Origin of the sequence: Devosia soli, assembly GCF_000970455.1 — a bacterium.
Lineage (GTDB): Bacteria > Pseudomonadota > Alphaproteobacteria > Rhizobiales > Devosiaceae > Devosia > Devosia soli.
On the sequence record NZ_LAJG01000022.1, the window covers coordinates 45031 to 64181 of the forward strand.

The 19151-nt window shown below is 62.5% G+C and carries 18 protein-coding genes; 16 read left to right on the forward strand and 2 right to left on the reverse strand.

Annotated features, from left to right (window positions below; all coding sequences use genetic code 11):
- Positions 1 to 72: 72 nt before the first annotated feature.
- Positions 73 to 1089, forward strand: coding sequence for a type 2 isopentenyl-diphosphate Delta-isomerase (fni, locus tag VW35_RS11080; RefSeq protein ID WP_046143136.1), 1017 nt, complete (start codon positions 73 to 75; stop codon positions 1087 to 1089).
- Here the strand turns inward: fni and VW35_RS11085 are convergent.
- Positions 1086 to 1712, reverse strand: coding sequence for a TetR/AcrR family transcriptional regulator (locus tag VW35_RS11085; protein WP_046143137.1), 627 nt, complete (start codon positions 1710 to 1712; stop codon positions 1086 to 1088). The genes fni and VW35_RS11085 overlap by 4 nt on opposite strands.
- A 114-nt stretch (positions 1713 to 1826) precedes the next feature.
- Here VW35_RS11085 and VW35_RS11090 point away from each other — a divergent pair, with 114 nt between their 5' ends.
- From VW35_RS11090 to VW35_RS11100, 3 genes are read left to right on the forward strand one after another with little or no spacing between them, the layout of a single operon-like run.
- On the forward strand, positions 1827 to 2879 hold the full coding sequence (locus VW35_RS11090) for an efflux RND transporter periplasmic adaptor subunit (protein ID WP_052951665.1): 1053 nt from the start codon (positions 1827 to 1829) through the stop codon (positions 2877 to 2879).
- Entirely contained in the window at positions 2854 to 4086 is a 1233-nt protein-coding gene (locus VW35_RS11095) for an ABC transporter permease (RefSeq protein WP_244465879.1), read from the forward strand. The genes VW35_RS11090 and VW35_RS11095 overlap by 26 nt, the downstream gene beginning before the upstream one ends.
- A complete protein-coding gene (locus tag VW35_RS11100; protein ID WP_046143139.1) occupies positions 4083 to 4775 on the forward strand; it encodes an ABC transporter ATP-binding protein in 693 nt (230 codons plus the stop codon). The genes VW35_RS11095 and VW35_RS11100 overlap by 4 nt, the downstream gene beginning before the upstream one ends.
- Positions 4776 to 4786: 11 nt before the next feature.
- Here the strand turns inward: VW35_RS11100 and VW35_RS11105 are convergent, their stop codons facing one another.
- Positions 4787 to 5206 carry a response regulator gene (locus tag VW35_RS11105; protein WP_046143140.1) on the reverse strand — a complete coding sequence of 140 codons (420 nt, stop codon included), beginning with the start codon at positions 5204 to 5206 and terminating at the stop codon, positions 4787 to 4789.
- A gap of 421 nt (positions 5207 to 5627) precedes the next feature.
- Here VW35_RS11105 and VW35_RS11110 point away from each other — a divergent pair, with 421 nt between their 5' ends.
- The 12 genes from VW35_RS11110 to VW35_RS11165 all read left to right on the forward strand — a co-directional run bounded on the left by VW35_RS11110 (position 5628) and on the right by VW35_RS11165 (position 19111).
- Positions 5628 to 6968 (forward strand): UbiD family decarboxylase, encoded by a 1341-nt coding sequence (locus VW35_RS11110; protein ID WP_083982689.1) that lies wholly within the window; start codon positions 5628 to 5630, stop codon positions 6966 to 6968.
- Positions 6969 to 6971: 3 nt separating this feature from the next.
- On the forward strand, positions 6972 to 7553 hold the full coding sequence (locus VW35_RS11115; RefSeq protein ID WP_046143141.1) for a UbiX family flavin prenyltransferase: 582 nt from the start codon (positions 6972 to 6974) through the stop codon (positions 7551 to 7553).
- A 90-nt stretch (positions 7554 to 7643) separates the two neighbouring features.
- Entirely contained in the window at positions 7644 to 9263 is a 1620-nt protein-coding gene (locus VW35_RS11120) for an ABC transporter substrate-binding protein (RefSeq protein WP_046143332.1), read from the forward strand.
- Between the two features lie 123 nt (positions 9264 to 9386).
- A complete protein-coding gene (locus VW35_RS11125; RefSeq protein ID WP_046143142.1) occupies positions 9387 to 10319 on the forward strand; it encodes an isocitrate lyase/PEP mutase family protein in 933 nt (310 codons plus the stop codon).
- 88 nt (positions 10320 to 10407) lie between these two features.
- Entirely contained in the window at positions 10408 to 11355 is a 948-nt protein-coding gene (locus VW35_RS11130) for an ABC transporter permease (protein WP_046143143.1), read from the forward strand.
- The gene (locus VW35_RS11135; RefSeq protein WP_052951666.1) at positions 11352 to 12272 is read left to right on the forward strand and encodes an ABC transporter permease; all 921 of its coding nucleotides are present in this window, start codon (positions 11352 to 11354) and stop codon (positions 12270 to 12272) included. The genes VW35_RS11130 and VW35_RS11135 overlap by 4 nt, the downstream gene beginning before the upstream one ends.
- 1 nt (position 12273) lies before the next feature.
- Positions 12274 to 13299 (forward strand): ABC transporter ATP-binding protein, encoded by a 1026-nt coding sequence (locus VW35_RS11140; RefSeq protein ID WP_046143144.1) that lies wholly within the window; start codon positions 12274 to 12276, stop codon positions 13297 to 13299.
- A complete protein-coding gene (locus VW35_RS11145) occupies positions 13289 to 14278 on the forward strand; it encodes an ABC transporter ATP-binding protein (RefSeq protein WP_052951667.1) in 990 nt (329 codons plus the stop codon). The genes VW35_RS11140 and VW35_RS11145 overlap by 11 nt, the downstream gene beginning before the upstream one ends.
- 10 nt (positions 14279 to 14288) lie before the next feature.
- Positions 14289 to 14810 carry a TIGR02444 family protein gene (locus VW35_RS20625; RefSeq protein WP_161796898.1) on the forward strand — a complete coding sequence of 174 codons (522 nt, stop codon included), beginning with the start codon at positions 14289 to 14291 and terminating at the stop codon, positions 14808 to 14810.
- Positions 14803 to 16179 (forward strand): dihydroorotase, encoded by a 1377-nt coding sequence (locus VW35_RS11155; protein ID WP_046143146.1) that lies wholly within the window; start codon positions 14803 to 14805, stop codon positions 16177 to 16179. Before VW35_RS20625 ends, VW35_RS11155 begins: the two co-directional genes overlap by 8 nt.
- Positions 16176 to 17459, forward strand: coding sequence for a Zn-dependent hydrolase (locus tag VW35_RS11160; protein ID WP_046143147.1), 1284 nt, complete (start codon positions 16176 to 16178; stop codon positions 17457 to 17459). Before VW35_RS11155 ends, VW35_RS11160 begins: the two co-directional genes overlap by 4 nt.
- A 38-nt stretch (positions 17460 to 17497) precedes the next feature.
- A complete protein-coding gene (locus tag VW35_RS11165) occupies positions 17498 to 19111 on the forward strand; it encodes an HAL/PAL/TAL family ammonia-lyase (protein ID WP_046143148.1) in 1614 nt (537 codons plus the stop codon).
- Positions 19112 to 19151: the final 40 nt, after the last annotated feature.

Sequence of the window (19151 nt, forward strand, 5' to 3'; positions counted from 1 at the left end):
GGCGTCGCCATTCGCGCGCCCGATGCTAGTGTGGGACGGGGCCGCAGAGGACCCGGCTGGTAGGGGGCCTCGTTGCTGCACGATCGGAAGAACGAACATCTCGACGTGGTCTTGAGCGGAAAAGGCACGTCGCGGGCGCGCACAGGCTTTGACGACATTACGTTCGAGCACGTCGCCCTCCCTGAGCTCCACATGGACGAGATAGATCTTTCTACGGATTTTCTGGGCAAACGGATCAACGCGCCGCTGCTCGTCAGCTCCATGACCGGCGGACCGGCGCGGGCAGAAGACATCAACCGCAATATCGCCATTGCCTGCCAGGAGCTCGGTATTGCCCTCGCCGTCGGCTCGCAGCGTATTGCCATCGAAGCGCGGGAAAATGCGGGTCTCGGCGCTGAACTGCGCCGACTGGCGCCCGATATTCCGCTTCTCGGCAATTTCGGTGCGGCCCAGCTCAACCTTGGCTTCGGCGTCGACCAGGCGCGGCGTGCCATCGAGATGATCGGGGCTGATGCGCTCATCATTCATCTCAACCCCCTCCAGGAAGCCGTGCAACCCGAAGGCGATCGCGATTGGCGCGGGCTGTTGAATAAGATCGAAACCCTGGCTCGAACGCTGGGTGCGCCGATCGTCGTGAAAGAGGTCGGCGCCGGCATTTCAGGACCGCTGGCGCGACGGCTCCGTGAGGCAGGCGTCGCCGTGATCGATGTCGCCGGGGCCGGTGGCACCAGTTGGGCGGCGGTTGAAGCAGCGCGAGCGCGCACGCCTGAGCAGGCAGCCATTGCCCGAGCCTTCGTCGATTGGGGCATCCCCACGGCCACAGCCATCAAAAGCGTTCGTGAACACTGCCCTGACGCGGTGATCATCGGCTCGGGCGGCATTCGAGACGGGATCGATGTGGCCAAAGCCATCCGGCTCGGCGCCAATGTCGTGGGCCAGGCTGCCGGCATCCTCAAGGCCGCGACGGAATCGCCCGATGGCGTCATCGCCAGCCTGCGCCTGACGATCGCACAATTGAGGGTCGCCTGTTTTTGCACGCAGTCGGCCAATCTTGCCGCGCTGGGCCGTGCGCGCTTGATCGACCTTTAGGCATTTTCCGTCCGATAGGCGCGCACGAACGCGGCCGCGTGATGCGTGCCGAAATCGGCAAGCGACATGGGATGGCTCTGGCTGCCGCCCAGGCTTGACTGATGAAGATGGGCGACGAGCAGCGGCGAGAGTAGCGCAATCGCTGCAAAACGAACGTCGGTATCGACCATTTCGCCCAGCGCGACATGGCGCTCGAGCCGTGTGGCGATGGCGCCGAGCACCGGCTCGAGGTGATGCCCGAGATAGGCTTTTGCAGCGCCAGGCGCTGAAAAGCCTTCGCCAAGGCCGATCACCTGCAAGGCGAGGACGCCATGGGTGAAGCCTTGCGCGATCATAAAGACGAGGTCGGCAATGGATTGTGCGAAAGGGCCCGAGGGCTCGCGCGTCATGGCCAGGTAGGGCGCGCCCTCGCTTTCGGCCAATTCCACGATCGCCGCGACCAGCGAGCCGCGGTCGGCAAAATAGTGGTTCATGGTCGAAACCGACACGCTGCAGGCCGCAGCGATCTCGCGCCAGCTTGCATTACGCCCCGCTGGCGAGGACAATAAAGCGCGCGCCAGTCCGATGAGCGCATTCCGCTTTTCCGCGAATGCGCGGTCACGGCTGCCTTTGGTTCTGGGCATATTTCTGGGCTCCCACAGATCGTTCAGATCCAAAACGCTTTGGCTACCGTACTGGATTTTGTATATCAAATGAGATAGAAAATGGCCAGTTCACAACCAAAGAGGGTCTTTCGGATGCGCCGGTGGTCCTGGTGGAAAATCCTGGTTGTGATCTGCATTGTCGCGGCGATCGCCTATGGCGCTATCGAACGCCCTTGGGAGACAAAACCCACAACCGTCGCCGTCGAGGTCATGAAGTCCGGCCCTTTCACACAGGTTTTGGCGGTCAATGGGCGTGTGGCGGCGCGAGAATCGGTGCCCGTGCGATCGTCGGTCTCGGGGCAGGCCATGGAGGTGATGGCCGAAGAGGGCGACGTGATTGCAGAAAACGATACACTCGTTGTGCTCGATACTGCCCAGCCCAAAAGCGTTGTCGAGCAGGCGCAGGCGGCGCTTGAAGCGGGTATGGTGCGGCAGGCGCAGGCCCAGGCGACTTTTGATCGCGCCGTGGCGCTCGGCGACAATGCTCCGCGTTCTTCGCGCGAGGATGCCGAACTGGCCCTGGCTGCCGCGACCAATGAGGTTGCGCGGTTACACGCCGCGCTCGACCAGGCCAAAAGCCAGCTCGATCAATACACCGTCCGTGCGCCGCTCGATGGAGTCGTGCTTTCCCGATCGATCGATCGCGGCCAGCTCGTCGATCCGCAGGCAGAACTTTTCCAGATCGCTGACCTGACGGACCTGCTCGTCGAAACCGATGTCGACGAGCTTTATTCCTCCCGAATCACCGATGGGTTGCCGGCGCTGTTGAAGCCGGTCGGCGAAACCGTGGCGCGCAAGGGTTCGGTGGTGTTCGCCGCGCCCCGCGTCGATCCCGCGACCGGCGGACGGGCCATCAAGATTGCCTTTGACGAGCCGGTCGACCTGCCGGTGGGGCTGACGGTCAACGCCAATGTCATTGTCTCGGAAACGCCCAATGCGCTGACCGTGCCGCGCGGGGCCATCGTGAACGATGGCGCGGAGAGCCATGTGCTTGTCCTCGAAAACGGCAAGGCCACAAACCGGCAGGTGACTTTTTCCGACTGGCCCGCTGACCGGGTCATCGTTACGGAAGGGCTCGAGGAGGGCGACGCCGTCATCGTTGACCCGACAGGCATCGCAGATGGCCAGAGCGTGGTGGCGCAATAGCATGCTCTATGGCCTCAAGATCGCCTTTCGCTACCTCACGGCCAACAAGACGCAGACTGGTCTTTTGATCGCCGGCGTCGCGGTTGGGGTTTTTGTCTTCATCTTCATGAGTGCGCTCATTGGCGGGCTTGCCGTGTTTCTTGTCCAGCGCACGGTCGGCGATATCGCCCATGTCACAATCGAGGCGCCGTCGCGCGATCCGGTCTCGCTGATGCCCGAAGGGGTCGAAGCGCTCGTTGTCGAGCAACGCGCCACCAATCAGCGCCAGCAATTGCGCACGGCGGACGCGTTCTTGCCGCTGATCGATGCCATGCCCGGTGTCGCCGTGACGTCACAGCAGATCGTCGGCAATGGCTTTCTCGTGCGCGGCGTCGTCACCGCGCCCGTGAGCGTCACCGGCGTCGAAACGGATAAGGTCTCGGCTATCGCCAATATCGAGAAGGCCCTGAAATCGGGCTCGACCGATCTCTCCAACTCCACCGTCATCCTTGGATCAAAGCTTGCCGACGATCTGGGTGTCGGGGTGGGACAGGTCGTGCGCCTGCAATCGGACCAGGGGGTCGAACGTGCCGTGGTGATCAGCGGCATTTTCGAGCTGGGTGTCGAAGCGCTCGATGCCCGCTCGGCCATTGTCAGTCTCGCGACAGCCCGAACATTATTCAACCTGCCACAGGGGATTTCTAGGGTCGAGATCAAGCTGGCCGATCTCAATCAGGCGCCCGCCATGGCCGAGCGCATCGCTGCCGAGACTGGGCTCAAGGCGACACCCTGGACCGAGGGCAATGCACAATTGCTCGACGGGCTCAGGGCTCAGGCGAGCTCGGGCAATCTCATCAAGGCGTTTGCGCTCATCACCATCATCATCGGCGTGGCGAGCGCCCTGTTGCTCTCGACTTATCGGCGGCGGCCCGAGATCGGGATCATGCGCGCCATGGGCGCCAGCCGCGGCTTCGTCATCTTCGTCTTCGTACTGCAAGGCGCCCTCATCGGCGTCTTTGGTGGCCTGATCGGGGCTGGGCTCGGCTATGCGTCGCTGTTGCCCTTTCCGGTGCCCGAACTGGCGCCGCCCGGCGGTCTGCCGGTCGATGTGCGCCAGGGCGCCTATGGCCTTGCCATTGCGCTGACGGCCATTGGCGCTGTCCTCGCCTCGATCCTACCGGCGCGCGCCGCAGCACGGGTCGATCCGGTCTCGGTGATCGGCCAATGACCGCGCTTGTCGAAGTCAGGAACCTCGTCAAGACCTACGGCGAAGGCGAAGCGGAAACACGTGTTCTGAAGGGGCTCGATCTCGACCTCGAAACGGGAGAACTCGCTGCACTCCTCGGCCCATCGGGTTCGGGCAAGAGTACGCTCTTGACGATCCTCGGGACGTTGATGCGTCCAACGTCGGGCAGTCATCGCATGCTGGGTGAGGATTTGACTACGGCCAGCGACCGGGACCTGACCGAGTTTCGCAATCGCCACATCGGCTTCGTTTTCCAATTCCATCACCTCCTGCCCGATTTCACCGCGCTCGAAAACGTCATCTTTCCCGCAGCAGTCGAAGCGGGCCGAGAAACCCGCGAGGCGCGCGAGCGGGGACGGGAGCTGCTCGTCCGCGTTGGGCTTGAACATCGAATGGATTATCTCGCGACCAAACTGTCCGGCGGACAGAAGCAGCGCGTCGCCATCGCCCGGGCCCTGATGAACCAGCCAGAGCTGGTGCTGGCCGACGAGCCGACCGGTAATCTCGATCGCGAGTCGGCAATGCAGGTCATGGACCTGATCGGGGAGATCAACGGGCGCGAAAAAACGACGTTTCTGATCTCAACGCATGACGAGAAGATCGCCGAGATCTGCCGCAGGCAAATTTGCGTCGTCGACGGTCGGGCCGAGATGGGTCGAGAGCGCGCCTAGCAGCCAGAGGCTTAGGCCTGGGCGGCGAGACCTTCAGCGTGGCGTTTATGCATCGGGAAGCTATCGACCGATACCCGGCTCAAGAGATCGGCAAGGGCGTCGACCAGGGTCTTGCCCTCGAAAGGTTTGGCGATCATCACGCTGCCGCTGACGCCGCGGCTGACCCAATCACTGGCGCTATCGCCGCTGACATAAATGACAGGGAGGTGCTCGTTGTCGAGCCGGGCGCGGTTGGCGAGGTCCCAGCCGTTCATGCCGGGCATGCGGATGTCTGTGATAATGGCATCGCACCGTTGTGCGGCAATGGCGCGAAGAGCACCCTCGCCGCCGGTGGCTATCGTTACATCGTACCCTGCGTCGAGGAGCGTTTCTTCGAGAAACACAGCGATGAGCAATTCGTCATCGACGACCAAAATACGTTGCTTATCCATCGATGTGCCGCCCAGCGTTCATTTCCCAACACGACAAAACACCAAACCCCCTGTCGCGGTTCCGCAGATTTTTCCGGTTTTTGCGACGCTGGCACATTCGGCCAAGCGAAACGTAGATCGACCGAGGCGCAAGCTCTGAGTGGGGTGGAGACGGAAAAGCTGAAAAGCGGAGGAGTTCCAATACAATAGTCTGACTAGCCCACGCAAGCCAACGACGAAAGGCTAGAAGGACCTAAAAATGTACGATGCCCTAATTAAGGGCTTTCTGACTACTCACGCAACTGAAGGAGACGCATGCTCAGGAAATAGACAGTAGTGTTCGAGGTTTCCCGTGCTGGCCAGTTCCTCCCAAGAGGCGACAGTTTCCGTCCTGGACCAGCGTCAGGATTCAGTCTTGTCCGGGGACCAGTCCTGCCGGCCGATGCTCGACCAATTGGCAAAGCAAAGCGAGCTCGTGGTCGTCGAAGAAGAAGTCGATCCGCATTTCGACCTTTCGGCGCTGCTGTCGCTAACCCATGACACAAAGGCTGTCGTCGCCAAAAAGATCAAGGGTTCGGAACTCCCTGTCTTTGGAAATCTGCTGTCGGATCGCAACCGCATTGCGATGGCTCTGGGTGTTGAGCCCAAAGCCATCCAGGAGGCGCTCCTGGCATCGGTCAAGAAGCCGGTTCCGCCCATTTTGGTCGAGAATGCGCCGGTACAGCAACTGGACTTCGCCGATGGCGTTCTGGCGCGCCTGCCGGTCCCGACCTTCTTTGCTAAGGAAACCGGCCCTTATATCAGCGCCGGAATGATGGTTGCCGTCGATCCCGAGACCGGGCTCGGCAATGCCTCCTACGCGCGCCTCAAGATCCTGAGCCCGACCGAAGCGCTGATCGGCATAGCGCCGAACCATCACCTTGCGATCATGGCGCGCAGGGCCTCTGCCCTGGGCAAGCCCTTGCCCTTCGCCGTGGTTCTGGGTGCACATCCGGCCATTCAGCTCGCCGCTTGCCTTTATCTCGGGCTGGGCGACGACGAAATGCATTGCGCAGGAGCGCTTCTTGGCGCGCCGGTGCGGGTCACAAAATGCCTCACCAATGACATCCTGGTGCCGGCCGATGCCGAGATCGTCCTCGAAGGGTTTATCCATGCCGACAAGCCCATCGAAGAGGGCTATGTCTCGGAATATCACGGCATGTACGAGGATTACGGCGTCGGCGTTCTCGCCACTTTCCACCGCATGACGCGGCGGCAAGATGCGATGTTCCAGGTCATCGAGCCCGGCTACCATGCCGAGCACATCTATCTCGGTGCCATCCCGATTGCCGCGAGCCTCAAGGCCCAGCTTTCGCGCTCGATCCACAATGTCGGCGAAGTCGCGGTCACGGCGTCCGGTTCGGGCCGCAACAATGTCGTGGTGCAGATCCACAATCCGCGTCCCGGCCAGGCGCGCCGGGCCATGGCGATCTGCTGGGGCGCTGTCAGCATCATCAAGAACATCACCATCGTCGATAGCGATGTCGACCCGTGGGACACCGAGGCTGTGGAACTCGCCAAATCGACCCGCATGCGCGCCGAGCGCGATGTGCTGATCGTCACCGATCTGCCGGCCGATCGTTCCGAGCCGCAGGAATCGGGCGGCATGGTCGCCAAGATTGGTTATGACGCGACCATTCGACAATCCGACCGCAAGGAAGGCTTTGATAAAGCCCTGCCGCCGGAAGCCTCTTATGACCGCATGCGCGCCGTTCTGGCCCGCGCCCACTCCAAGGGGCGCTGAACCATGCAAAAACGCCGCATGATCGTTGCGATTACCGGGGCCTCCGGCGCTTGCTACGGCGTGCAGGCGCTCAAGATGCTGCGCCAAATCGAGGGCATCGAAACCCATCTCATCATGTCGAGCGCCGGCGTGCGTACGGCGATGGAAGAGGGTGTCGTCGGTTCCGCCGAGGAAATCCGCGCCCTGGCTGATGTCACCTATCCACACAAGGATATCGGTGCGGCGGTCGCCTCCGGCTCGTTCAAGTGCGAAGGCATGCTGGTCGCCCCGTGCTCGATCAAGACGCTGAGCGCGGTGGCGCATTGCTATTCCGATGATCTCATTTCGCGGGCCGCCGACGTTTGCCTCAAGGAGCGTCGCAAGCTTGTCCTGATGGTGCGCGAGACGCCGCTTCATGCCGGTCACATCGCGTTGATGGACACGGCAACGCGCAGCGGGGCGATTATCATGCCGCCCGTGCCCAGCTTCTATACCCGTCCGAAGACGCTCGACGATCTGGTGAGCCAGACGGTGGGCCGCGCTCTGGACCTTTTCGATCTCGACCACCCCAGTGTGCGCCGATGGAAAGAAGGAGGTCCGAGCTAGTCAGGGACGCGTCCGCTGGCCGCCTCAGCCAGCACGAATAAGGGAACGGGCTTCCTCTGGAGAAAGGGAGCCAAAAAAATGGAGAAACACATGAACAATCTGACGACCATCAGCAAGTCGCGCGCCGCCCGGATGGGCCGAGCCGCTGCGCTTGCCCTCGCTCTGCTCGGCACCTCTGTTTTGACCGGCATGACCAGCAGCGCCTTCGCCCAGGCCGACGAACAGGCCGTGAGCGGCGGGGAAATGACCATCATCGCCGGCTCGGATATCAAGAGCTGGGATCCGGCCATCACCTCGGGCACCTTCCCGGGTGGCCCGATGGACCAGCTCGACGCTGTCTATGGCTTTCTGGTCTATGTCGATCTCGACAGCAAGGTGCAGGGCGGCATGGCCGAGAGCCTAACGAGCGACGACGCCACGGTGTGGACGCTGAAACTGCGCCCCAACGTCAAATTCACCGACGGCAATGCCTATGATGCCGAAGCCGTAGTCTACAACTGGAAGCGCGCCGCCAATCCCGATACCCTGGCTCCGGCGCAACCTTTCGTTTCGTCCTGGATCGATGGCGTCAAGATCATCGACCCGCTGACCATCGAAATCACCCTGCCGACCGCCAACCGCAATTTTGGTTCGACGCTTGCCCAATCCGCGCCATTCGTCGCCTCGCCCGCAGCGCTCGAGGCTGCGGGTACGGATAAGGCCGCGATCAAGCCGGTTGGCGCTGGCCCGTTCCTTTTCGAAAGCTGGGATCAGGGCATTTCGCTCTCGTTCAAGCGCAACCCGGACTATTGGGACCAGCCGCGCCCCTATCTCGATACGCTGAAATTCGCGATCATCCCGGAAACCAACAGCCGTATCTCGACTGTGGTTCAGGGCGGCGCCCAGATGATGGCGGGCTATCCCTACCAGTTCGGCGCCAATGCCGAAGCGCCCGGTGTGACGACGCATGAGATCCCGATCCCGGGCCTTTATCGCGCCTATTTCAACCAGGTTGCCGGCAGCTTCACCGATCACCGCGCGCGCGAAGCCTTCTATCACGCCGTCGATCCGGCCCGCCTGATGCAGGCCTATACGCAGGTCGATGGCTATGTGACCCCGACCAACTACTTCACCGATGCCTCGCCCTACTACCAGACCGAATATACCCTGCCGACCTACGATCCGGAAAAGGCGCAGGAGCTCTTCAACGAACTGGCTGCCGACGGCAAGCCGTTCAAGATGAAGCTCGTCACCTATTCGAATTCGGACCTCAAGCGTCTGGCTTCGTATCTGCAGCAGGTGCTGTCGGCCTATGAAAACGTCGAAGTCGAGCTCGAACTGGTCGATCAGGCCATGCTCAAGCCGCAGTGCCAGACCCAGGTCAATTTCGACCTCTGCGTCGATGGTGGCGTGCTCGTGGCCAATGGCGCCGAGCCGATCATCTCGAACCTCTTGAAGACCGGTGGCGTCGACAACTGGGGCAAGTATTCGAGCGAAGCGATGGATGGCTATCTCAATGCCGCCAATGCCACGATGGACGAGGCCGAGGTCAAGGCTGCCTACACCGACGTGCAGAAGGTGATTGCGGAAGACCTGCCGCTCTACATCTTTGGCTCGGAAACGCGCTACCTGCTGCTCCGCGACAATACCGGCGGTATCGTGCCGTCCAATGGCGGCATCTTGCAGAAGCAGTATCTTTACGTCTGTGAAGACGCCTGCGCTGCGAAATAAGCTCTAGCCACACCGCCCCGTCCCTCCCTCGTGACGGAGCAAACGGTGCCGCGCCTCCCCGCGGCACCGGCCCTCGATCAGGCGCAAACCTGCGCCGCCCAATGACACCCTGAAGGTCATCTCATGTTCGACAAACGCCCCAGAAAAACCTTCCGCCAGCTGTTCGGCGAGAAGCAGGTCTTCACTCCTTGCGTGTGGGATTGCTACTCGGCCAAGGCTGCGGAAATGGCTGGTTTCGAAGCCATCCTGCTCTCGGGCGCTTCGCTCGGCTTTTCGATGTCGGGCGTGCCGGATATGGGCCTGCATAACCAGGAAGAGCTGGTCTGGGCCACCGACCGCATTTCCGATTACTCCCCGCTCCCGCTGATCATCGACGCCGATGATTGTTTTGGTGACGTGGCCCAGGCCTATCGCACCTGCCGGCGCCTCGCCAAGGCCGGCGCTGCCGCGATCCTGCTCGAAGATACGCCCAACGAGCGCGGCTATGCCCGCTTCGGCCGCGCCATGGAAAAGGCAACGCTCGAAGGCAAGCTCGATGGCAATATCGAGCATCCCGTAATCTCCCAGGAACTCTGGCTCGCCAAGATCAAGGCAGCGCTCGATGCCTGCGCCGACACCGATTGCGTCGTCATCGCCCGCACCGAATCCAAGCTCGAAAAGGGCCTCGACGATGCCATCGAGCGCTGCGTCAAGGCCGAGGAACTGGGTGCTGAGATGACCTATGTCCATGGCCTCCGTACGCTCGAAGAGTGCCAGAAGGTCAACGCCGCTCTACCGGGCTGGAAGATGTTCGGCGACATCGCCTGGGTCAATGGCAAGCCATTCGTCGAGCTCGACGATATCGGCGCGCTCGGCTTCAACCTCGTCACCATGCACTACCTCGAAAAGGGCTCGATGTATGGGATGATGGATTTCGGCAAGCGCGTCTTTGCCGAGCAGAGCACCCGCTATTCCGACGAGCACGACATGGGTGGCTACACCAAGGAAGAGCAGCGGAACCTCCTCGAACGCGACATCGGCTGGATGGATGCGGAAGAAGAGTGGAAGCGCATCTGAGCGCCGCTCATCTTGAATGCAAAGGTGGCGGTGGGTGTCAAAACTCGCCGCTGGAACAGGAAAGGGAACTGACGTGCTTAACAGCGCAATGCCCTATTTCAGGGCCATATCGACGCGATTGATCACCGGCGTTCTCGTCTTCCTGTTGGTCACCTTCAGCGCGACAGCTCTTTCAAGCCTTGCCCCCGGCTCGGCAGCACAGCTGATCCTTGGTGACTATGCAACGCCCGAGCAGATCGCGGCTCTCAATGCCCAATATGGCTATGACCTTCCAGTCTGGCAGCGGTATCTCTCTTGGCTCGGCGATCTCCTTCGCGGCGATCTGGGCGTAACCCTTTTCAGCCAGCAACCCATCCTCGGCGTTGTCCTCGAACGCGCGGCCGTGACCTTCGAAATCGCGTTTCTCGCGATGGCCGTGTCGCTGATCGGCATTCCAATCGCCATGTATACCGCCAGCCACCCAAACAAGCTTGGCGACAAAGTCATGCGCTCGATCTCGACGGTACTCCTCGCCGTCCCGACCTTCGTCATCGTGGTTTTGTTCTCTTATCTCTTTGCCATGGTGTTGCGCTGGTTCCCGGCGACCGGCTGGGCCAAGTTCACCGAAAATCCCGTGGCCAACCTCTGGTATGTGGCGCTGCCGGTCCTTTGTCTCAGCATGCACCAGACGGCGTATCTTTACCGCGTGGCGCGCAACGAATTCGTCACGACGCTGCAGGAAGACTATATCGCCGTCGCCCGCGCCAAGGGCCTGCCGCTCGGTTACATCCTCTTCCATCACGCCCTGCGGCCGGCGATGCCGCAAATTCTAACGGTCATGGGCCTGTCGCTGACCTATATGCTCGCCGGTTCCTTCGTCGTCGAAAGCTATTTCGCCGTGCCCGGCATCGGCTGGACCATCCTGAGCGCCGTCAAGAGCCATGACATTCCGCTGGTCCAGGCCATCCTGTCGCTCACCGTCGTCATCTTCGTCATCGTCTTCATGCTGGTCGATCTCGGCTATGCGCTCATCGACCCGCGGGTGAAAGTATCATGACCGATGTCGGTAATTCCCCCGTCTTCAAGCCTGGCCCGGATGCCAAGCTCGGCGAGATCGTGCGCCACGCCATGCCCTGGTCGAGCCGCCTCAAACTGCCCGGCGCCTCACCCTTCGAAATGCTGGCCGCGATCTTTCTCGTCCTTCTGGTACTGATCGCGCTCTTTGTCGATTTCATCCCCGGTCTCGTCAGCCCGAAACTGCCTTATGGCGATTTTTCGGCCCTGCCGGAATGGTCGCTCAATGGCCTCCTTGGCACCGACGATATCGGCCGCAGCATCTTTTCCCGCGTGCTCTATGGCGCGCGGACCTCGATGATGATCGTCGCCATCTCGACGACAATTGCCCTTGTCGCCGGACTGCTGCTCGGCATGCTCGCGGGCTATTATCGCGGCATTTTCGAGCGTGCGATCGATCTCTTCGCCAATGCGCTTGCCGCCATGCCCTCGACGCTGGTCGTGCTGGCCTTCGTCGCCGTCACCGGTCCGTCAGTCGTCACCATCATTGTAGTCCTCGGTATTTTCGATATCGGCACCTATGCCCGCGTCGCCAAGGCCGGCGTCATCTCGCAGAGTAACCGCGACTATGTGCTTGCCGCCCGCGCCATGGGTGCCACCGATGGCCGTATCCTCCTCAAGGAAATCCTGCCCAATCTCATTCCGGCTCTCACCGCCGTCATGCCGACGCTGATGGCGGGCCTGATCATCACCGAAGGCTCGCTGAGCTTTCTCGGCTACGGCATTCCTGCGCCCGCACCGAGCTGGGGTGGCATGATCGCCAGCTCCACCGACCTTCTGAGCCGCTTCCCCATCCTCATCGTCGGGCCCGTGCTCGCCATCGTCTTGACCGTCTATGCCTTCAACACCATCGGCGACTATCTCGCCCAGCGTCTCAACAATCGCGAGCGGGAGAGCTGAGATGTATTCCGAAGCCACTCGCCCGATCCTCTCCTGCGCCGCCATGACCTGCGAGATGGACTCTGTCTCCGGTCCCTTGCAAATCTTGCAGGACATTAACTTCACCCTCGCGCCCCGCCGCGCTCTGGGCATCGTCGGTGAATCGGGCGCCGGCAAGTCCATGCTGGTCAAGGCCATCATGGGGATCGCCCCAAAGGGCCTCAAGACCATGGGCCGGATCGAACTCGAAGGGCAGGACCTGCTTGCGCTCAAGCCGAGGGATCGTGCCCGGCTCATCGGCCGCAAAGTCGGCATCGTCTTCCAAAACCCGATGACCTCGCTCAATCCTTTCGTCCAGATCGGGCGGCAGATCGAGGAGGCCGGCTGCATCCATATGGGCCTGAGCAAGGCCGAGGCCCGGTCCCGCGCCATCGAGCTCCTTTCCTTCGTCGGTCTTCCCGACCCGGAGGACTGCTACGATTATTATCCGCACCAGTTCTCGGGCGGCATGAAGCAGCGCATCATGATCGCGGCCGCGCTCATCTGCCAGCCTGATCTGCTGATCGCCGACGAGGCAACGACGGCGCTCGATGTCACCGTGCAAAAGGAAGTGCTGGACCTGCTCCAGACGATCCAGGCCGAGCGACAAATGTCGATGATCCTCGTCTCGCACAATCTCGGCGTCGTCGCCGGCCGCACGGACGAAATCCTCGTGCTCTATGGCGGCAATGTCGTCGAATATGGGCCGACCGCCGAAGTTTTCCGCAATCCGCGCCATCGCTATACCGAGGCACTGCTGTCGGCCATGCCGGCGATGGACCAGCCGGCACACACGCGGCTCCGCACCATTCCCGGCCAGCCGCCCAACCTTGCCAATCGTCCTGCCGGTTGCCCTTTCGCGCCGCGCTGCCCGTCGGCTCAGGCCATCTGCCATGAGGTGATGCCACCGATGTCGGCCGGCATTCACCCCGACCATCGCTTTGCCTGCCACTTCCCGCTGGCAGAACTGCCGCGCCCGGCGCAGCAGGAGGTTGCTCATGTCCAGTGACGCCATTCTCGAGGTCCAGAACCTCTCGGTCAGCTTCACGCGCGCCGGCAAGGAAATGAAGGCGGTCGACGACGTTTCCTTCACCGTCGGGGCAGGGGAAACCTTAGGCCTCGTGGGCGAAAGCGGCAGCGGCAAGACCACGATCGGCCGCGCGCTCCTGCGCCTCCTGCCCAGTGCCAACACGACGGCCAAGGGTTCGGTGCGCTACAAGGGCCAAGACCTCATCACCTTGCCAAGCGAAGACATGCGCCGCATGCGCGATCGCCTGCAGATGATTTTCCAGGACCCGCTCTCGTCCTTCAACCCGCGCCGCAATGTCGAGGACATCGTTGCCGAGGGTCTCGTCATTCAGGGCAAGCCTGCCAGCGAACGCAAGACGCGCGTGCAGTCCGCTCTCGCCGATGTCGGCTTCGACATCGACCTCGTTGCCGGGCGCAAGCCGCATCAGTTTTCCGGCGGCCAATGCCAGCGCATCGCCATTGCCCGCTCGCTCGCGGTCGAGCCCGAACTCATCGTCTGCGACGAACCTGTCGCTTCGCTCGACGTGTCGGTACAGGCGCAGGTCATCAACCTGCTGCAGGACATCCGTGAAAACCGTAATCTCGCGCTGATCTTCATCTCGCATGACCTCGCGGTCGTCAAAAATGTCAGCGACCGCGTGGCCGTGCTTTACATGGGCCGCATCGTAGAGATCGGCACCGGCCCACAGATCTACACCCGTCCGGCGCATCCCTATACGCGCACATTGCTTGAAGCCGTGCCGGTGGTCGATGCCACTCGAAAGATCGAGCCCGATGGCAAGCGCACCGTGATGCCGTCACGCAATCGGCCGCAAGGCGGGTGCGCCTTCCGCAGCCGGTGTCCGCGCGCCACCGACATCTGTGCCCAAGTCGTCCCAACCCTGCAGCCTGCGCCAGGTGGCCAGATGGTCGCGTGCCATCATCCCCATGACGAGCCGGCCCCCGGCATGGCGGCCTGAGGATAAGACGATGAGCAATCCCGGCTTTCTCCAGCGCGTATGGCCCGACATGTGCGCCGCCTATCGCGACGCCGCGCTCGGCCGCGCCTGCCTCGACCTGCAGGAGCGGTGCGATGTCGATGTACCGCTGCTCTTGGTGCTCTGCATTGCCGACCGCGTCGGCCACGGCATTGCGGCGGAAAATCTCGATGCGTTGGTGATCGAGAGCGAAGACTGGCGCGCAGCCGCCATCGAACCGCTCCGCCGCGCCCGCCAGGCCATGAAGGGGCGTTTTACCGCGCCATCCGAACAGGCGCTACGCGACGACATCAAGCGCCTCGAACTCGAAGCCGAGCGCCTGCATGTCCAGCGGCTCGCCGAAGCCTTCCCGCCTGCAGGCGGGGAAGGCGGCATGGCGGCCGGCCATTATCTCGCGCTGCGCGGCGTGCCCAACGACATGGCCACGCGGTTCTTGCAGACCTTCGATATCGCCTATGATGCCGAGGTGCGCCGGTCGTGGCGCTGGATTGAACGGAGCAAAAATCGTGAGTGATTTCGATACAGTCATCCAGGGCCGGTTCGTCGGCGAAGACGGCATTGTCGAGCGCGGCTTTGCAGCGGTGCGCGATGGCAAGATCGCGATGCTCGGTTCGGGCACGGCGCCTGCGGCAAAAGATGTCCACGATTTCGGCGACGCCATCGTGCTCCCCGGCGTTATCGACGGCCAGGTCCATTCGCGCTCGCAAAAGGATCAGGAAGATTTCATCTGGTCGACGCGTTCGGCCGCCGCCGGCGGTGTCACCACCATCGTCGACATGCCCTATGACGCCGGCCTCTTGATTTCGACCGGCGACATGATCCGTGAAAAGGCCCGCAGTGCCGGCGAACAGGCCCGCGTCGATTTCGCGCTCTATGGTACGATCAATCCGGCGCATGGCCCGATCCATATCGCCGAAATGGCCGAAGCCGGTGCGGCTTCCTTCAAGTTCTCGACCTTCAACACCGACTCTACCCGTTTCCCGCGCATCCCGACGCCGCTGCTCCATGCCGCCTTTACCGAGGTCGCCAAGACCGGCCTGATCGCCGGCGTCCACAACGAGAACGATGAATGCGTTCAGGTCTGGAGCGAGGCCATCAAGGCAACGGGCCGCACCGATTATCGCACCCATGGCGAATCCCGCCCGCCGATCGCCGAAACCCTCGCCATCGCTGAAGTCTACGAGATCGCCCAGGCAACTGGCGCTTCCGCACATATCGTCCACTGCTCGGTCGGCCGCGGTTACGACATTGCCCAGGCCTATCGCGCCCAAGGCGTCGATGCGACCATCGAAGCCTGCATCCACTATCTCGTCTGTAGCGAAGAAGAAGACGTCTCGCGCATGCTCGGCCGCGCCAAGTGCAATCCGCCGATCCGCTCGGCCGCTGAACGCGAAAAACTCTGGCAGCATCTGGCCGCCGGCCACATCACCATCGTCTCGACCGACCACGTTTCCTGGGGCATCGAGCGCAAGTCGTCCCCGGTCATGCTCGAAAACGCCTCGGGCATGCCGAGCCTTGAAGTGCTGCCGAGCCTTCTCCTCGATGGCCTCGCCGATCGCAACCTGCCGCTCACCCATGCGGCAAAACTCCTGGCCTCCAACCCGGCGCGCCTCTTCCGCATTGCCGACCAGAAGGGCGGTTTCGGCCTTGGTCTCGATGCCGACTTCGCCGTCTTCACCGAGCGCCCGCGCTATTATGATCCCGCGGCCAGCGGCCACAACGTCGTCGGCTGGAGCCCTTATGAAGGCCGCCTCATCCGTCACGCGCCTGTCGCGACATTCCTCCGCGGCGATCTCGTCTTTGATGGCACCAATGTTTTGGCGCAGCCCGGCAATGGGCGCTTCGTCAAGCCCAACCGCGTCACCCCGGCGATCGCGGCATGAATCTCCCCGGCACCAACACCCCGCTCAAGGTGGATCGCTACCAGCTCCAGCGCGATCTCGACGCGCTGGCGGCGCTCACCGAGCCCGGCAAACCCTGGACGCGGCGATCCTTCACGCCCATGTTCCTGAAGGGTCGCGATTACCTCTCCAAGCGCTTCGCCGAAGAAGGCCTTTCCACGAGTATCGACGCCGCCGGGAATCTCATTGGCCGCTGGCAGGGCATGGATGCGTCCGCCCCGGCCCTGATGACTGGCTCGCACAGCGACACTGTGCCGAGTGGCGGCCGTTTCGACGGCATTGCTGGCATTCTCTCTGGCCTTGCTGCCATCCGCGCAATGCGGGAAGCCGGCTACACGCCAAAACATTCGATCGATCTCGTCGATTTCCTCGCCGAAGAACCAAGCGAATGGGGCCTTTCCTGCATCGGCAGCCGCGGCATGGTTGGGGCACTGGCGCCGGATCACCTCGCCATGATCGGCCCAGATCAGGAACGGCTCGACACGGCCATCACCCGCATTGGCGGCGACCCCGCGCGCCTCGGCGGCAAGCTTCATTCCGATGTCGCAGCCTTCGTTGAAATTCACATCGAGCAGGGCCCGGTCCTGGAAGCCGAAGCCATTCCGCTTGGCGTCGTCAGCGGCATTGCCGGCATCGCCCGCGTCCGCCTCCGCCTCGAAGGCGAGGCCGGTCACGCCGGCACCGTGCCGATGAACATGCGCGCAGATGCCGGCATGGCGATGTCCCGGCTCCTGCTGTCGCTCCGCGATGCCGCCCGTAGCGAGGCCGAAAAGGGCAGGGGGCACTTCACCGCCACCATCGGCGTCATCAAATTCGAGCCCAATGGCGCCAATGTCGTGCCGGGCGCTGCCGAAGCGATCGTCGATATTCGCGCCGAAAACGATGCGGCCATGGACGACTATCTCGCTGCCATCGATACGCTGGCTCAGAACGCTGCCACGGCCGAAGGCTGCCGCGTTGCCGCAACCGAGCGCCTGAGCCGCACATTCGCTGTCCTTTGCGATCAGCGCCTCCAGGGCATCATCCGCGAGGCCGCCGAAGTCCATGGCCTTACCACCCGCCCGCTCGCGTCCGGCGCCGGTCATGACGCAGCGTTCGTCGCGCGCATCGCCCCGGCCGCCATGATTTTCGTGCCTTCCAAGAGCGGCATCAGCCATGCCCCCGAAGAGTGGACCGACACCGAATCCATCGCCCGCGCCGCCGACGTTTTGGCGCTGACCCTGTCAACCCTCGATCAAAAGCCGCTCGCCCCCGCGGCCTGACTTTTGGCGCAACAGCGCCCCCACTTAGGAATAAAAGAATGAGCAGTATCATCCTCGACGGCAATAGCCTCACCATCGAGCAGGTCGTCCGCATCGCCCGCGAAGGCGTCAAGGTCGAGCTGGCCCCCGAGGCCCGCGCCGAGATTGTCAAGAAGCGCGCCTATATCGAGGAAAACTGGCTCACCGAAAATGCCCCGGCCACCTATGGCTTCAATACCGGCGTCGGCAAGCTCAAGGACTATAAGATCAACCAGGCCGATAATGAGCAGTTCCAGCTCAATATCGTGCTCTCGCACTGCTCGGGCATGGGCGATCCGGCCTCGGAAGAGATCGTGCGCGCCATGATGGCCGTGCGCATTAATGCCTTCTGCGTCGGCGTTTCGGGCCTCCGCATCGAAGTCGTCGATCGTCTCGTCGCCATGCTCAACAATGGCGTCCATCCGGTCGTGCCGATCCAGGGTTCGGTCGGCGCTTCGGGCGATCTCGCCCCGCTCGCCCATATGGTCTCGGTGCTGATTGGCTACGAAAAGGCCGAAGCCTGGTACAAGGGCGAACGCATGTCCGCCCCCAAAGCACTCGAACTCGCCGGCATTTCGCCGACCAAGTTCGATCTCAAGGCCAAGGACTGCCTCGCCCTCATCAATGGCAACAGCCTCTGCGCCGGCATGGGCTCGCTCACCATCTGGGATGCCGAGCAACTGATGAAGACGGTCGATGCCATCGGCTCGCTCAGCCTTGAAGCCATCCGCGGCGAACAGGCCGCGTTCGATGCGCGCATTCACGAAGTGCGCAAGCAGCCGGGCCAGATCAATGCTGCCGAAAACGTGCGCCGCATGATCAAGGGCTCGCGCCGTACCTCGGAATCCTCCCGCGCCGTACGCCTCGAAGACGATATCCTCCATCCCGTCCACCACGCTCGCGTTCAGGATCAGTATTCCTTCCGCTGCCTGCCGCAGGTCCATGGCTCGTGCCGCGACCAACTCGAACACGCCAAGACGCTGATGACGCGCGAGCTCAATGCCGCGACCGACAATCCGCTGGTATTCTGGAATGAGGCCGGCGCGCTCGAATTCCTCTCGGGCGGCAATTTCCACTGCGAGCCCATCGCCTTTGCCATGGATATCCTCGCCATCGCGCTCATCGAAATCGGCAATATTTCCGAGCGCCGCCTCTTTGCGCTCTGCGACACGACGCTCAACTATGGCCTGCCGCCCAACCTCGCCGGCCGCCCCATCGGCCTCAACTATGGCTATGGCATCCTTTCGACCGCGGCCGCCGCCGTCGCTTCGGAAAACAAGACCCTGGCTTTCCCATCTGTCGCCGATACCATACCGACCAAGTCGAGCCAGGAAGATCACGTCTCGATGGCCGCCTGGTCCTGCCGCAAGGCGCAGCAGGTCTTGAGCAACATGCCAAAAATCGTTGCCGTCGAATGCCTCCTTGCCACCAAGGCGATCTTCCTCACCCGCGATGCGCTTGGCCAATTCGCCCTCGGCGCAGGCACCCAAGCGATCTATGACGCCGTGTCCGATGTCGTCCCGCTCCAGGAGCAGGATGGCTATATGCAGGATCAGATCGTCCCGATGATCAAGCTCCTCACCGAAGGCGGCGTTCTCGCCGCTGCCGAAGGCGCCGTCGGCGCGCTAAACTAAGCCCATTTGAGGCCCGCGCCCGACGCGGGCCTCGCTCCCA